Origin of the sequence: Paenibacillus tyrphae (assembly GCF_000722545.1) — a bacterium.
Lineage (GTDB): Bacteria > Bacillota > Bacilli > Paenibacillales > NBRC-103111 > Paenibacillus_G > Paenibacillus_G tyrfis.
On sequence record NZ_JNVM01000016.1, the window covers coordinates 44,121 to 59,824 of the forward strand.

The following is a 15,704-nucleotide window of genomic DNA, read 5'->3' on the forward strand; positions in this document are numbered from 1 at the left end:
CTGCAAAAAGGATTGAACTGTCGGTTCAATCCTTTTTGCAGTGGGCCTCTTTTCTACGACTTAATGAACGATTATTTAAGGAGTTCGCGTTCTATAACAGAATTTTAGGGCATTATAATTTTTCGTCCGCTCATTTAATCAACATTCGCCTATGTCCTGCATACAAATGTAATGAATGATTGTATGGAGGAGGTTAGAAGGATGTCATTAGATAAAGATTTGCAGTGCAGAGAGATCTATACGAAGGCTGTCTGTGGCAAAGGACGCAAATTTTCGCAAGTAACTAACACGGTCACTCCGCCTCATGCTCCGACCAGTATTCTGGGTGCTTGGATTATCAACAACCAATACGATGCGGTAAAGTCGGGGGAAAATGTGGAAGTGGTAGGTACTTACGACATCAACATTTGGTATTCATACGACCGGAATACCAAAACGGATGTCGCGAAAGAAACCGTTTCTTATGTGGAAGTGGTGCCGCTCCACTACCTCGATAAGAGGCATAAACCGTCGACGGCCGAAGTGGCGGCGGTCGCAACGCAAGAACCGAACTGCGTGGAAGCCAGCATCTCCTCGCACGGAGATAACGTGCTGATCCGCGTCGAGCGGGAGTTCAAGGTTGAAATGTTCGCCGAAACGAAGGTGTGCGTTGTCGTCTGCCCGAACGGCTGCGACGAATACGACGACAAGCATGTGGACTTCGGCGGTGTGGAAGACGGCGATTTTGAGGATCTCGATCCCGATCTGTTTGATGAGGAATTGAACTGATTTGATGTTAATATATGCTGAACGGTTGCACGTTGGAGAGGGCGTTTGCCCTCTTTTTTGTTGGTTGAACCTAATTATTTTTCGGCATAAGAACGGGCGGCATAAGCCTAGGATGGCGCTTAAATGTTGAAGGGAGGAATCAGAGATGCGCGCATTTTTGCTGCACTCCGGCGAGCCGACGCTCGATCTGCTGCTGGAGCGGCTTCGCATTCCGCACGGAACGAAAGCGCCGAAAGGTAGCGAAGAGCTGGGCGTTACGATCCATTGGGGCACCTATCATCCGGACCGCGGAGACAGAGAAGTGCTGCAGCCGGTGAAAAGCATGCTGCTAGCGACGAACGCACGACGTGCAGCGGAGCTTTTGGAGCTGCACGGGATCGATTGCGCCTTCGGGAAACAAGAGGGCGGCGACGCGAGACAAACAGGACGCGCCGGTGGCGGAGTGCGCCGTCAAGACAACCGTTGGTCGCACCGGTTCGTCGTACCGGTGTTTCATTTGCAGGCGCTCTCCCTGTTCCATAAGCCGCAGACCGTGTTTTACGGGGGTCGAGCTGGAGAGAGCCTTGCGGCGCGCGAAGAGGATGAAGCCGATTATGCAGAAATAGGGCGGGAGCAGCCGAGCTACTACGGCGTCAAAGCGATGCGCGAAGCGGTAAAAGCGGTCTATGCGCTCGGGCTCGATTACGGCGTCATACGGATCGGGGTCAGGCCGGACGGCAGCCTTGCGGTGCGCGGCGTGGAGGCGGTGCCGCACTTGACTCCGCGGCTAGCCGAGCTGTTCGCGGAAGCGATGAACCGATACGGCGAGCCGGCGGAAGAAGGGGCGGCCGCGAAACGCGGGGACGTCATGCTGGGCGCCGACCCGGAGTTTCTGCTGCTTAACCGGCAGGGGAAGGTGGCGTTCGCCTCCCGGTTCGCGGAGAAGGACGGGCCGTTCGGCTGCGATTCGATCGTCCTGCCCGGCCGAAGAAAAATATTCGCGCTCGCCGAGCTGCGTCCGCAGCCAAGCGCGGATGTGCGCGAGCTGATCATTCATTTGCATCGGACGATGCAGCTTGCGGCCAAGCGGATCTCCGATACCGAATTGATCTGGCTGGCGGGCGGCATGCCGGTCCGCGGTTTTCCGCTGGGCGGCCATATTCATTTCAGCGGCGTGGAGCTGAGCAGCCGGCTGCTGCGTGCGCTGGACAATTATGTGGCGCTGCCGCTGACGCTGCTGGAGGGGGAGACGACGGGGGCGCGCAAGCCGCGGTACGGATTTCTCGGTGACTTCCGCCGTCAGAAGCATGGCGGATTCGAGTATCGCGTGCTGCCGAGCTGGATGGTATCGCCTACGGTGACGAAGGGTGTGCTTGCGCTGGCAAAGCTTGTGGCCGGGAACGACCGCGCGCTGAAGCAGCGGCCTTTGTCCGATCCGGAAGTTGTGAAGGCGTATTACCGCGGCGACAAGGAACGTATCCGGCTGCTCCTGCCTTCGCTCTGGAGAGATTTGGAGAGACTACCGGAGTATGGGCGGTACGAGAGCTATTTGTTGCCGCTTCGGCGCATGATGCTCCGGATGAAATCATGGAACGAGCGCGAGGACATACGTCCCAAGTGGAAAATTGCTCCCTTCCGATAGAGGATGGGAGTTCTCTAGCAATTCGTGCTATAATGATGAAATGCTAGAATAGCATGATACATATGGCAGCGAAACGTGTCGGCCGCTTGGGGCCGGCATGTCGTAACTTCCGTTTTTCGTTCGGCCCGTTCAGGGGCCGGATTCGACGAAGCGGACGTGAAGACGCAAGCAGGCAGTTGGAGGATGAAGCATGGCCAAATATACGCCAATGATCGAACAATATCTTTCTGTAAAGGCGGAGGTGCCGGACGCCTTTTTGTTTTTCCGTTTGGGCGATTTCTATGAAATGTTCTTCGATGACGCGGTCATGGCCGCGCGGGAGCTCGAAATTACGCTGACGGGACGCGAAGGCGGTGGGGAAGAGCGTATCCCGATGTGCGGCGTGCCCTACCATTCGGCGGAAAATTATATTGCGCGTTTGGTTGAAAAAGGGTACAAAGTCGCCATTTGCGAGCAGGTCGAGGACCCTGCGGAAGCCAAAGGCGTCGTGCGCCGGGAAATTGTCCGGATCGTGACGCCGGGAACGGTGATGGATGCTCGCTCGCTCAGCGAGACGGTGAACAACTATATCGTCGCGGTCGTCTTTTCCGGCGGCGGGTACGGCTTTGCCGCGTGCGACATTTCCACCGGCGAGCTGTATGTGACGCGGCTTTCGGGTTCGTTCGAGCTGCTGCTCGACGAGTTGAACACTTACAGTCCGTCGGAGCTGCTCGGCAGCGAGGCGGTGCTGGAGCAAATCCGGGGCAGCGCGTCCGCTTGGCTGAAATCCGCGGTCATGACGCCGCGCGAGCCTGCTTCCGGAGGAGGAGGCCTGGCGCCGGAAGGACTGTTCTCGGAGAAGCAGCTGGCGTCCTTGCCGGAAAGCGGCCGGGAAACGCTCGCGCTTTTGATGGGTTACTTGCAAGAGACACAAAAACGCTCGTTATCGCATATCAAGCATATCCGGGTATACGAGCCGAATCAGTATATGGTGATGGACCCGTTCACCCGCCGCAATCTGGAGCTGGTGGAGACGGTCCGCGACCGCTCCAAGAAAGGGACGCTGCTTTGGCTGCTGGACAATACCGTCACGGCGATGGGTGGGCGGCTGCTCCGTCGCTGGATCGAGAAGCCGCTGATGAATGCGGCGCACATCAACGACCGGCTGGAAGCGGTGGATCGGCTGTACAATCACTTGATCGTGCGCGACGAGCTGAAGCAGGCGCTCAAGGAAGTATACGATCTTGAGCGCCTTACGGCGCGCATCGCATACGGCAGCGCCAACGCGCGCGACTTGGTCGCGCTCAAGGTGTCGCTGCAGCAGGTGCCTGCGCTCCGTGAGCAATGCGAAGCGAGCGGCTCCCGTACGCTTGCGGCTTTGGCGAAGCGTATCGACCCTTGTCAGGACTTGATGACGTGGATTGCGGAAGCGATTGTGGACGAGCCGCCCGTCTCCGTACGCGATGGAGGCATGATCCGGGCCGGGCTCAGCGCCCGCCTCGACCAATTGCGCGAAGCGAGCGCGAACGGCAAACAGTGGCTTGCCGAGCTGGAGAAGCAGGAGCGCGAGCGGACGGGCATCAAATCGCTGAAGATCGGCTTCAACAAAGTGTTCGGCTATTTTATCGAAGTGACCAAGTCCAATTTGTCCCAGCTTGAAGAAGGTCGGTACGAGCGGAAACAGACGCTGGCCAACGCCGAGCGGTTCGTGACGCCGGAGCTGAAAGAGAAGGAAGCGTTGATCCTCGAAGCGCAGGAAAGCATGGTCGATCTCGAGTACGAGTTATTCGTGGGTCTGCGGGACCAGCTCGCTTCGTATATTCCACGGCTGCAACAGCTGGCCGAGCTGATCGCGACGGTGGACGTGTACCAGTCGCTCGCACACGTGAGCGCTTCGAATCGGTTTACTCGCCCGGAAATCGGCGACTTTTACGCGCTGGAAATCGAAGAGGGACGGCACCCGGTTGTGGAAGCCGTGCTGGAGGACGGCGTATTTATTGCCAACGAGACGAAGCTGACCCGTGAAGACGGCAGCATGCTGCTGATCACCGGACCGAACATGGCCGGGAAAAGCACGTACATGCGTCAGGTGGCGATGATATGCCTGATGGCGCAGATCGGCTGCTTCGTTCCGGCGAAGCGGGCGAAAGTGCCGGTGATTGACCGGATTTTCACGCGCATCGGGGCGGCGGACGATCTGATCGGCGGCCAGAGCACGTTCATGGTCGAGATGATGGACATTCAAGTGATGACCGAAAAAGCGACGGAGCGAAGCTTGGTCATCATCGACGAGCTGGGCCGGGGCACCTCGACCGGAGAAGGGATGTCGATTGCGCAAGCGGTCATCGAATTTCTGCACGATAAAATCGGCTGCAAAACGCTCGTTTCGACGCATTTTCACGAGCTGGCGCATCTGGAGGAAAGCCTCGGCGGCCTGCGTAATTACTGCATGGCAGTCAAGGAAAGCGGCAAGCAGGTCACGTTCCTGCGCCGCTTGATCCGCGGGGCCGCAAGCACGAGCTACGGCATCTATTGCGCGCAAATCGCCGGCCTGCCCGCCAGCATCATCGATCGCTCTTACGAGCTGCTGAATTCGTTCGAAGCGCGGACGGAGCTGCTGCAAGGCCAGCTCCAACCGGCGGCCGGCAGCGAGCATAAACCGGCGGTACGGAACGCAAACGAGCAAGTTGCTGGGCAGCCCGAGACGGAGGCCCCAAACGGAGCGGAGACGATCGCGGAGGCTTCCGCGCCGGATGCGCAAGCGGCCGTCCGTTACGCCGTGGAAGCCGCCGTCCCGGCTACGGAGCTTCAGGCAGAGCGGCTGGACGCGGCAACGAAGGAGCCTGAGGTAGGGGACATCGTGCAGCTCAGCTTGTTCGCCGTCCATGAAGCGAAGCCGGAGAAGCCGTCCAAGCGCGACGCCAAAGCGGACAAAGTGCTGGAGCAGCTGCGCTCGGCCGATTTAATGAACATGACGCCGATGACGGCGATGAATTTTTTGTACGAGCTGAAGAAACAGCTGCCTAATTAAGTCATACTCATCACTTCGAGAAGAGGAACAATCGATGAATAAATTCAAGAAATTACCAAAGTGGCGCAAGCAAACCGTTTCGGCGATGCTAGCGTTAACCCTGCTGATTCCTGCCGCTTCGCCGGTGCTCGCCGCCGACGCGAAGTCGGCGGCGGCCGAACGGATCACCGAAGTGCTGGACGCGCTGGAGAAAAACCATGTAAGCGGGCCGAAGGCGGATAAGCTGTCCGAAACGGGCATCCGGGCGATGGTCGAGTCGCTGGGGGACCCTTATACGCAGTATTTTACGGCGGAGCAGCTGCAATCGTTCGAGGATGCGGTCCAAAATCAATATGTCGGCATTGGCGTGCGGGTAGGCATGGAGGAGGAAGGCGTATACGTTGCGGACGTATTCGCCGGTTCTCCGGCGAAGGAAGCCGGGATGCTCCGTGGCGACATCATCGTGAAGGTCGGTGACGCACCGGCGGCCGGCAAAAAGATCGACGAAGTGACGTCCAAAATTTTAGGCCCCGTCGATACGGAGGTCCGCTTGCAGGTATTGCGCGACGGGCAGACGAAAGAGCTGACCGTAAAACGGAAAAAGGTGCAGATTCCGACGGTCGTTGCCAAGCGGTTCCAAAATGTCGGATATATCGAAATCGCCAGCTTCTCCAGCGATGCCGTCGAGCTGGTCAGCAAAGAGCTGAGCGCGCTTAAAGCGCAAGGCATTCAAAGTCTGATCGTCGATCTTCGCGACAATCCGGGCGGTTTGCTCGAAACCGCGCAGCAGCTTGCCCGACTGTTCGTCAAGCAGGGAACGCTCATTCATACGCGGGACCGCAACGGCGTCGATCAACCGGTCGAGTTCGCGAACGGGACGACGCAGCCATTCCCTGTGTTTTTCCTGGTAAACGAGAACAGCGCAAGTGCCTCGGAGGTGCTGACGGGAGCGCTGCAGGACTACGGCGTGATTACGGCGATCGGTACGAAAACGTTCGGCAAAGGAAGCGTGCAAAACGTCATTCCGCTGAAATCGGGCGGTGCGATCAAAGTAACGATCGAGGAGTACTTGACGCCCAAGCTGCGCAAGGTAAACCAAGTCGGCCTTGAGCCGGACAAAAAGGTCGAAGGCGCAATGGCGCAGCTCCTGACGGCGATTCGCGCTGCGGGCGCCAGCCGGCTCGACTTGACGCTTGACCGGCACAGCGCGACGGTGAACGGTACGGAAGTGCAGGATTCGTTCGATGTTATCCGCGAGAACGGACAAACGTATGTTCCGGCTCGTGTGCTGGCCGCTCTTCTTGGCGCGAGCGTTGAGTGGAACGAAACCGCAAAGTCGGTGCAGCTCGTAGCAGGGGATGCCAAAACTTCGTACACGCCGGCAGCGGCCGATTTCGTGCTTAAGAACGGTACGGGTTACCTCAACGTAGCGCAGACGGCCGCAGCCTTTAACGGGCTGAGCTGGAAGGACGACGGCAAAACGTTGACGCTTGGCGCCAACTGATACATCGCTTTGCGGGATAGGCCGTGTTCGGAATCATGATCCGCACACGTATCGGCTTCGCTTGGCCGGACTTTTAAGGAGACCTGTTTATGGGTAAAATAAACATTTTAGACGAACATATTGCGAACCAGATCGCGGCGGGCGAGGTGGTCGAGCGTCCGTCCTCCGTCGTAAAGGAGTTAGTGGAGAACGCGATCGACGCCGGAAGCACGAGAATCGACGTCGCGATCGAGGAAGGCGGGCTGGAGCTGATTCGCGTGACCGATAACGGCTCCGGCATGGACCCGGACGATTGCGAGACGGCTTTCTTCCGTCATGCGACAAGCAAGATTGCGAGCACGCAGGATTTGTTCGCGATCCGTACGCTCGGCTTCCGGGGCGAGGCGCTGCCGAGTATCGCCGCGGTGTCGAAGGTGGAGTGCCTGACCGCGCCGGATACGAGCGGACTTGGCTGTCGTTTTGTCATCGAGGGCGGCGCCGTTCGCGCGAAGACGGAAGCGACGGCGCCCCGGGGAACGGATATTGCGGTGCGGGAGCTGTTTTACAACACGCCTGCACGTCTAAAATATATGAAGACGATCCAGACGGAGCTCGGACACGTCACCGATTATATTTACCGGCTCGCGCTCGCGCATCCCGGGATCGCCTTTACGCTGAAGCATAATGGACATACGCTGGTGCAAACGCTCGGCAATGGCGATTTGCTGCAGGCGATCGCGGCCATTTACGGCACGACCGTTGCGAAAAGCATGCTGCCGATCCGCGGAGAGACGCTCGACTACCGGCTGGACGGTTATATCGCCAAGCCGGAGCTGACTCGTGCCAACCGCGGCGGTATCTCGACGGTGATCAACGGCCGTTACATCCGCAACTACCCGCTGGTGCAGGCGCTGCTCCAGGGTTACCATACGCTGCTGCCGATCAACCGGTTCCCGGTTGCGGTTCTGCATGTGCAGATGGATCCGACGCTGATCGACGTCAACGTCCATCCGGCGAAGCTGGAGGTGCGTTTCAGCAAGGAGCCGGAGCTGATGCAGCTCGTCGAGCGCGAGGTGCGCGAGACGCTCGGGAAGCAGCGGCTGATCCCGGCCGCAAGCATGCCGGCGGCCAAACGGCCGCAGGAGGCGGTCGTGCAGGAGCAGCTGGAGCTGTACCGGCCGCAGGCGCCGCAAGCGCAAGCGTCGGCGGCCGGAGCGCGGCTGCCGGGCGCAGCCGCTCCCGCGGAGCGCTGGAGCGCGTCGGCGCCGGCCGCGGGCAGCGCCTCGCCGTGGGCGCAGCCGCCCGGCGGAGCGTCGCAGCGCAGCGGCGGTGCCGCAGGTGCGGGCGAGCCGCAGCTGCGCGCCGCGTCCGCGGGCCCCGCGGCGCAGCCGGGCGCGGAGCGCGAGCGGCTTGCGCCGCGCGAGACGGCGGCGGCTTCGGAGGCGCTGCTGCGCGCGATGACGCCGCAGGAGGAGCAGCCTCCGGCGCTGCCGGCCTTTCCGAAGCTGCACCCGATCGGGCAGCTTCACGGCACGTACATCGTCGCGCAGAACGAGGAAGGGCTGTTCCTAATCGACCAGCATGCGGCGCATGAGCGGATCAATTATGAGCATTATTACGACAAATTCGGCAATCCTGCGGAAGCGAGCCAGGAGTTGCTTGTGCCGCTGACGCTGGAATTCACCGCGATCGAAGCGGAGAAGCTGGCCGACCGCTTGCCGCAGCTTGAGCAAGCGGGTGTCTATCTGGAACCGTTTGGCGGGGCTTCGTTCCTCGTCCGCGCGTATCCGCATTGGCTGCCGGCGGGCGAGGAGCAGGCGCTTATCGAAGAAATGATCGAATGGCTGCTCGGCGAGAAGAAGCAGGTAGACATCGGTAAGCTGCGCGAAAAAGCGGCGATCATGTGCTCCTGCAAAGCTTCCATTAAAGCGAACCAAAGCATCGGTCTGTTGGAAATCGAGACGCTGCTCGACCGGCTGGCGGCCTGCCGCAATCCGTATACTTGTCCGCACGGAAGGCCTATTGTCGTGAGTTTTTCGACCTACGAGCTGGAAAAAATGTTTAAAAGGGTGATGTAGTTGTTCGTTACCACCTCCTATGACCCGAATCCCGCACAGCTGAGCGAGGCGGAGACGCTGGCGCGCACGCTTGGCGGGCACTGTATCCGGCGGCGGCGGATGACGCTGGCCCAGCTGCGGGAGCGGTACGGGGACGAGGATATTTTGCTGATCTCGAAAGAGCGGATCGAATACCATCACGAACAGCGGCTGCCGCTGTTTTTTCATCCCAGTACGGCAGCGGTCCGGATCAAAAGGCTGTTGAACGGCGAGACGGACCCGCTGCTGGCGCTCGCCGGCGTCCGTTACGGGGACCGGATTATCGATTGCACGGCGGGGCTAGGCTCGGACGCCATCGTTTTCTCGTTTGCAGCAGGACCCGAAGGAGCGGTGACGGCGCTGGAAACGGCGCGTATCCCGTGCTTTTTGTTGGAACAAGGTCTTAAGACCTACCATTCAGAGGTACTCGGGCTGAACGAAGCGATGCGCCGCATTGAGGTGATCCGTCATGATCATACCGATTATTTGCGTGCGATGCCACCGGACAGCGCCGATCTGGTATACTTCGATCCGATGTTCCGCAAGCCGATCACGGAATCGACCTCGATCAAGGCGATCCGAGGCATAGCCGACGACCGGGCGCTGACGGAAGAAGCGGTGGCGGAAGCACGGCGGATCGCTCGCCGGGCGGTCGTCATGAAGGAGCACCGGGACAGTCAGGAATTCGACCGGCTGGGCTTCGCGGAAGTGCACCGGTCTTCCACCAAAATAGCTTACGGAGTGATAAGATGCTGATAGAGACGGACCGGCATCGGCCGAAGCTGCTTGTGCTGGTCGGCCCGACCGCCGTCGGCAAAACCAAGCTGAGCTTGACGCTGGCCGAAGAATACAACGCCGAAATTATTTCCGGAGATTCGATGCAGGTGTACCGGGGGATGGATATCGGTACGGCCAAGGCTTCGCCGGAAGAGCTTGCCCGGGTCAAGCATCATATGATCGATATCCACGATCCGGATCATCCGTTTTCGGTTGCGGAATTTCAAGAACGGTGCGTATCGCTGATCCGGGATATCGATTCCCGCGGAAAGCTGCCGTTTATTGTCGGGGGAACGGGCCTTTATGTCGAATCGGTTTGCTACGACTTCCGGTTCAGCGAAGGGGGCTCGGACGAGGCTTTTCGCGCGGAGCAGGAGGCTTATGCCGAAGCTCACGGTGCGGAAGCGCTACACGAGCGGCTGCGCCAGATCGATCCGGAGTCGGCGCAGCGCCTGCATCCGAACGACAGGCGGCGCATTATCCGGGCCCTTGAGATTTTTCATATGACCGGAGAACGGCTTTCCGACCAGCTGAAAACGCAAAAAAAACAGAGCCCGTACGAATTGTGTATCGTCGGGTTGACAATGGATAGAGCTTTACTATATAAACGTATTGAAGAGCGAATCGATCTCATGCTCGAGCAAGGGCTGGTCGAAGAGGTTCGGGGGCTTCTGGCGAAAGGCTACGGACCGTCGCTCATTTCCATGCAGGGGCTCGGCTATAAGGAGATTGCGGCGTACTTGCAGGGAGAGTATTCCTTAGAAGGAGCCGTCGATTTATTGAAGAAGAACACGCGTCATTTTGCGAAACGTCAGCTTTCCTGGTTCCGGCATATGAAGGACATCGTTTGGGTGGATATGAGTGAATTGGAAGAATTTTCTACCCAACTGAACCGGATTCGTGCTATAATAGCAGACAAGCTAACATTTGGCGTTAACCATTTTTGAGGGGGCCCATTGATGAACAAGTCAATCAACATTCAGGACACGTTTTTGAACCAATTGCGCAAGGAGAACATTCCGGTCACCGTTTATTTGACCAATGGATTTCAAATTCGCGGCGTCATTCGCGCGTTCGATAACTTTACGATCATTATCGACAGCGAAGGACGCCAGCAGATGGTGTATAAGCATGCGATTTCGACCTTTACGCCGCAGCGTTCGGTGTCGCTCATGCAGCAGGAAAACAGCGCCGAATAGCGGATTTTTTGATTAGCGGCCAGAACTTGGAAGCCGGAGGAGCAACTTTTTCAGGCTTCCGTACGTCTAGATGGATATGAAACATAAGAGCAACCCGGCTCGTTAGGGTTGTTCTTTGTTTAGTAAGCCTTGATGCAGGTTCAATAGGCTGTGCATTGTACACAGACACAGAAAGGGAGTCGGGGCATGACGGGAAGAAACAGCAAAACACCGGGCCAAGCACCGAAGGAGAAGAAACCGACATCATCCGCAAAATCATCCGCAAAACCGAAGAAAAAGAAGAAAATCACCTTAGGCAAAGTTCTGGCATGGACGTTTGTCGCTGGGGCGCTCGCCGCCATTTGCGGGATGGGGGTATACATTTTCGTTCTGATTAACGGCGACAAGATCGTCGAGCAAAACATCGATAAGCTGAACTTTAGCGAAGCGTCTATCATTTATGACGCAGCCGGGCAGGAAGCCGGCATTTTGAAGGTGGAGAACCGGGAAAATGTCGATCCGACCGAGATTCCCGATTTGTTGAAGCAGGCGTTCATTGCCACGGAAGACCAACGCTTTGAGCAGCACCAGGGCGTCGATTTGTTTTCCGTCGGACGCGCCCTCGTGAAGGATGTTGTCGCGCGCAGCATGGTGGAGGGCGGGAGTACGATCACCCAGCAGCTCGCCAAAAACGTATTTTTAAGCTCGGACAAAACGTTTTTCCGCAAGGCGACGGAAATGTCCATTGCACTTGCGCTTGAGAAGAAGAAAACGAAGGACGAAATCATAACCTATTATTTAAACCGGATTTATTTCGGCAACCGGGCGTATGGCGTGAAGACCGCTTCCAAAGTGTACTTCGGCGTCTCCAATTTGAAGGACTTGAAGCTGTGGCAGATCGCTACGCTCGCGGCGATGCCGAAAGCGCCGAACACGTACAATCCGATCTCGAACCCGGATAAATCGAAGGACCGCCGCGCGGTTGTGCTTAAGCTGATGCAGGAGCAGGGCTACATTACGGAAGCCCAGCGCGCGGAGGCCGTCGCCGTAGACTACGCGCCTCCGGCGAATGCGGGCAAATCGCAGTACCAGACGTATATCGATTACGTCCTCAAGGAAGCGCAGGATATGTATAAGTTCGACGAGGACGATTTAATGCGGGGCGGGTACAAAATCTATACGACGCTTGACCCGAACGCCCAGCAAATTATGGAGCAGACGTACGCGAACGACAAGTTTTTTCAAAAGGATGGACCGGAGCAGAAAATGCAGAGCAGCATGGTCATCCTGAACAATGAGGACGGCGGCATCGTCGCGATGATCGGGGGCCGGGACTACGTAGTGCGCGGCTTGAATCGCGCAGTCGCCCAACCACGGCAGCCGGGCTCGTCCTTCAAAACGCTTGTCGCTTACGCGCCGGCTATCGAATCCGGCAAGTACAACCCGTACAGCAGGCTGCCCGACGTGCAGAAATCGTATAACGGCTATTCGCCCCGCAACTACGACGGGGTGTACCGAGGTGAAGTGAGCATGTTCGATGCGGTCAAGAAGTCGATGAATCTTCCGGCCGTCGACCTTTTGAGCCAAATCGGCGTCAAGACGGGAATTGATTTTGTCAAAAAACTGGGCATCGAGCTCGATGAAAAAAACGACCGAAACCTGGCGATTGCGCTTGGTGGATTGAACAAAGGCGTAACGACGCTGCAAATGGCACGGGCCTACAGCGCCTTCCCGAACAACGGGAATTTGCCGACCGCGCACGCCATTACCAAAATTGTTGGCGATGACGGCAAGGTCACTCCGTTTAAAGGTGAAACCAAGTCCGTCATGAGCGCCAAGACGGCTTGGTATATGACCCAGCTCATGCAGGGTGTCGTGGAGCCGGGAGGTACCGGAGCGGCGGCGAAATTCGATCGTCCGCTGGCGGGAAAGACAGGATCAACGCAGCTGGACATCAAAGGATTGGAGAAATACAACCGCGACCTGTGGTTCGTCGGCTACACGCCGGAATGGACGGCGGCCGTATGGATGGGCTTCGATAAAACGGATTCAAAGCATTATGTTTCGATGAGCAGCGGCAGCGCCGGCGTTATTTTCAAGGAGGTCATGCAAAAAGCGCTGGCCAAACGCCCGATGACCGCCTTCAAGCGCCCGGACGGCGTCCCGGATCTGACTGCGCCTCCGAAAGGGATCTCCGATTTGAAGGCCGAGCATGTCATGATGGGCGGCAATTCGAAGGTACAGCTCAATTGGAGCGGCGTTGGCGACAATATTACGTACCAGATCTTCCGCAAAGACAGCAAGATGGCAGACTTCCCGGCAGAGCCGACAGAAAGCACGACGATGACGGACTTTTCGGAGTACATTTCTCAGCCGGACACGTATGAATATGTCGTAGTGCCTTACAACGCCGAGAACAATACGACCGGCGCGCGCTCGAACGTGGCGACGGTCAAGGTTGATACGGTCGGTGGAAATCCGCTAGACCCGCTGCACCCGGGAACCGATCCGAACGGCAAGCTTGACCCGAATTCGCCGGGCGGAAAACCGGGAACGAATCCGCCGGGAACCGGACAACCGGGGAACGGCGGCCCGGGAACCGGTCTTCCGGACCAAGGGCAGCGCCCTGACCCGGAAGGCGGAAACGGAACGGACGGCCGCCCCGGCACGGAACAAGGTACGAAACCCGGAACAGGACAGGGCGGCGGCACACGGCCCGGTGGCGAGACTTCGCAGCCGGGAGGCAGTAATGGAGCCGGAGCGGGGACGGGACGCCCGGGAACGGAGAGCGGTACCGGAACCGATACAAGGACCGGAACGAATAGCACGAGCTCTACCGGTGGCACGAATTCGGGCACACAGACGAACGGTGGTAGAGGCCATGGAGCTTCCGGAACGAGCGGCGGCAAAAACGGCTCGGGAACCGGCAGCAGCACGGATGCGGGAGCCGGGGGCTCTCCCAGAGGCGGCAGCGGAGCAGCTGGAGGTACGACCGGCTCCGGTGCTTCGACAGGAACGACAGATGGAGCGGGCACAGATTCCGCTCCGTCAGGATCAACGACACAGCAGGGACGATAATGCGATCGCGTCGCCCCTCTGTGCGAGAGGATTTTTATTTTACGGAAGGCTCGTAGTATAATAAAGCAAGTGAAGTTGGTTTATACAAACTTTGACATAATTGGAGTTGAAATCGATCCGATGAATGCAGAAATGGTAAGAAAAACGGCAAAGTGGGCATGCGCCGCCGCGCTGCTCGCCATGATTACGACCGGCTGCGGGACGAAGCCCGCTCCGGAAGCTCAGAAGGAACCGGCGAAGAACGGCAGCCAGACTACCGGGCAGACGAATGGTCAGGCCGGAGGGAAAACAGGCACCGAACAGGCAGCCAAAAAATCTTGGTCGTCACCGCCTGCGATGTCCATTGATCCTAACAAAACTTACAAGGCGACGGTCACGACGTCCAAAGGCGCATTTACGATGGAGTTGTACACCAAGGAAGCGCCGAAAACCGTAAACAACTTCGTATTTCTGGCGAAGGAAGGCTTCTACGACAACATCACGTTCCACCGGATCATCAAGACATTTATGATCCAGACGGGTGACCCGCTCGGCAACGGTACGGGTGGCCCCGGCTATAAATTTGAGGACGAACTGAAAACGTCGCACAAATACGAGCCGGGAATCGTCGCGATGGCCAATTCGGGCAAAAATACGAATGGCAGCCAATTCTTCATCTGCACCGGCGATGATAGTAAGTCGTTGAACCAGCGTCCGAATTACACCATCTTCGGTAAGGTGGTTGAAGGCATGGACGTTATCCAAAAGATCGCCGAGACGCCTGTTAAGCAAGGTAGCGAACCGTCTCCGAGCGTTCCGACGGAGAAAGTGACGATCCAATCGGTTGCGATTACCGAGAAATAAGTTGAAAGCAGCGTGGCATGCCACGCTGCTTTTGCATTCATCGGGATTCGTCCGATAACCGGCGAAAAACCGGGATGTATTTGAAACGAAACTCCCCTGTCTTACGTCTACTAAGAAGAGAGTCCAAATGATGAAGCAGCGCTTGAATCGCTTGCCTAAGGAGAAATGTCGATCATGCCTAATCATGAACCGCGTGTTTGCTTGCTGCTGCATGGATTTACCGGCGGACCGTTTGAGCTGGAGCCACTCGCGGATTACTTGCGACAGCAGGGATATGATTGCATACTACCTACACTCCCGGGTCATGACGCAGGACCGCGGATGATGCACGGCGTTCAATGGCAGGATTGGCTGAATGCCGTTGCAGAAGAAGCGGACCGGCTAAGCCGAGAGTATGGCACGATCGATTTGGTCGGTTTTTCGATGGGCGGTCTGCTTTCCACTTATGTGGCTAACCGTTTTCCGGTCCGTCGTCTCGTGCTGCTTAACGCGGCGGTCATTTATGTGAGTCCGGGAAAGTTTATCCGCAATTTGGCGCAGCGTGTCCGCATCGGGCTGCGCGAGCCTTGGGAGCGTCCAAAAAGCGTATCGCTTTCGGCGCCTGTTCAGTTTATGAAGCTGGTTCGATATGTGAAGCAGCAGGAGCTGCCGCGAATTTCCGTGCCGACGCTCGTCGTCCAAGGGAAACAAGATCAGGTCATTCACCCCTATAGCGCCCGGTATATTTATGATCGTCTCCGGGGCGAGAAAGAGCTGCTCTATATGCCGCATTCCCGCCATATGATTTGCTTGGAGCCTGAAGCTCCACAGCTATTCGCGGCCGTTGCGCGTTTTTTGGACTCATCGAATGAACAGCATAGGGGAGTTTGAG

Annotated in this window: 11 protein-coding genes; all 11 read left to right on the forward strand. The window is 57.7% G+C overall.

The genetic code is table 11. From position 1 onward, the window contains the following. Nucleotides 1–201: 201 nt before the first annotated feature. The gene (locus tag ET33_RS19260) at nucleotides 202–768 is read left to right on the forward strand and encodes an outer spore coat protein CotE (protein WP_036685393.1); all 567 of its coding nucleotides are present in this window, start codon (nucleotides 202–204) and stop codon (nucleotides 766–768) included. A 145-nt stretch (nucleotides 769–913) separates the two neighbouring features. Beyond that, nucleotides 914–2,389, forward strand: a complete 1,476-nt coding sequence (locus ET33_RS19265) for a putative amidoligase domain-containing protein (RefSeq protein ID WP_036685396.1) — start codon at nucleotides 914–916, stop codon at nucleotides 2,387–2,389. 190 nt (nucleotides 2,390–2,579) lie between these two features. Beyond that, the gene (gene mutS, locus ET33_RS19270) at nucleotides 2,580–5,399 is read left to right on the forward strand and encodes a DNA mismatch repair protein MutS (RefSeq protein ID WP_036685397.1); all 2,820 of its coding nucleotides are present in this window, start codon (nucleotides 2,580–2,582) and stop codon (nucleotides 5,397–5,399) included. 34 nt (nucleotides 5,400–5,433) lie between these two features. After that, nucleotides 5,434–6,882, forward strand: a complete 1,449-nt coding sequence (locus tag ET33_RS19275) for a S41 family peptidase (RefSeq protein ID WP_036685400.1) — start codon at nucleotides 5,434–5,436, stop codon at nucleotides 6,880–6,882. A gap of 89 nt (nucleotides 6,883–6,971) precedes the next feature. Further along, nucleotides 6,972–8,939 (forward strand): DNA mismatch repair endonuclease MutL, encoded by a 1,968-nt coding sequence (gene mutL, locus ET33_RS19280; RefSeq protein ID WP_036685403.1) that lies wholly within the window; start codon nucleotides 6,972–6,974, stop codon nucleotides 8,937–8,939. Then, a complete protein-coding gene (locus ET33_RS19285; protein WP_036685407.1) occupies nucleotides 8,940–9,713 on the forward strand; it encodes a class I SAM-dependent methyltransferase in 774 nt (257 codons plus the stop codon). Next, on the forward strand, nucleotides 9,707–10,681 hold the full coding sequence (gene miaA / locus ET33_RS19290) for a tRNA (adenosine(37)-N6)-dimethylallyltransferase MiaA (protein WP_036685411.1): 975 nt from the start codon (nucleotides 9,707–9,709) through the stop codon (nucleotides 10,679–10,681). Before ET33_RS19285 ends, miaA begins: the two co-directional genes overlap by 7 nt. Before the next feature lie 12 nt (nucleotides 10,682–10,693). After that, entirely contained in the window at nucleotides 10,694–10,933 is a 240-nt protein-coding gene (hfq, locus tag ET33_RS19295) for an RNA chaperone Hfq (RefSeq protein WP_010494175.1), read from the forward strand. A gap of 186 nt (nucleotides 10,934–11,119) precedes the next feature. Continuing rightward, the gene (locus ET33_RS40290; RefSeq protein WP_036685414.1) at nucleotides 11,120–13,990 is read left to right on the forward strand and encodes a PBP1A family penicillin-binding protein; all 2,871 of its coding nucleotides are present in this window, start codon (nucleotides 11,120–11,122) and stop codon (nucleotides 13,988–13,990) included. A 120-nt stretch (nucleotides 13,991–14,110) separates the two neighbouring features. Further along, nucleotides 14,111–14,833: a peptidylprolyl isomerase gene (locus ET33_RS19305; protein ID WP_036685417.1), complete on the forward strand. Its 723-nt coding sequence runs from the start codon at nucleotides 14,111–14,113 to the stop codon at nucleotides 14,831–14,833. Between the two features lie 174 nt (nucleotides 14,834–15,007). Next, nucleotides 15,008–15,703, forward strand: a complete 696-nt coding sequence (locus ET33_RS19310) for an alpha/beta hydrolase (RefSeq protein WP_235206763.1) — start codon at nucleotides 15,008–15,010, stop codon at nucleotides 15,701–15,703. Nucleotide 15,704 lies beyond the last annotated feature (1 nt).

What these genes read in the sequence shown, in the direction of transcription:
- mutS (WP_036685397.1), top strand. Translation starts at nt 2,580, where the DNA reads ATGGCCAAATATACGCCAATGATCGAACAATATCTTTCTGTAAAGGCG.
- miaA (WP_036685411.1), top strand. Translation starts at nt 9,707, where the DNA reads ATGCTGATAGAGACGGACCGGCATCGGCCGAAGCTGCTTGTGCTGGTC.
- ET33_RS19275 (WP_036685400.1), top strand. Translation starts at nt 5,434, where the DNA reads ATGAATAAATTCAAGAAATTACCAAAGTGGCGCAAGCAAACCGTTTCG.
- mutL (WP_036685403.1), top strand. Translation starts at nt 6,972, where the DNA reads ATGGGTAAAATAAACATTTTAGACGAACATATTGCGAACCAGATCGCG.
- ET33_RS40290 (WP_036685414.1), top strand. Translation starts at nt 11,120, where the DNA reads ATGACGGGAAGAAACAGCAAAACACCGGGCCAAGCACCGAAGGAGAAG.
- ET33_RS19305 (WP_036685417.1), top strand. Translation starts at nt 14,111, where the DNA reads ATGAATGCAGAAATGGTAAGAAAAACGGCAAAGTGGGCATGCGCCGCC.
- ET33_RS19265 (WP_036685396.1), top strand. Translation starts at nt 914, where the DNA reads ATGCGCGCATTTTTGCTGCACTCCGGCGAGCCGACGCTCGATCTGCTG.
- ET33_RS19310 (WP_235206763.1), top strand. Translation starts at nt 15,008, where the DNA reads ATGCCTAATCATGAACCGCGTGTTTGCTTGCTGCTGCATGGATTTACC.
- ET33_RS19260 (WP_036685393.1), top strand. Translation starts at nt 202, where the DNA reads ATGTCATTAGATAAAGATTTGCAGTGCAGAGAGATCTATACGAAGGCT.
- hfq (WP_010494175.1), top strand. Translation starts at nt 10,694, where the DNA reads ATGAACAAGTCAATCAACATTCAGGACACGTTTTTGAACCAATTGCGC.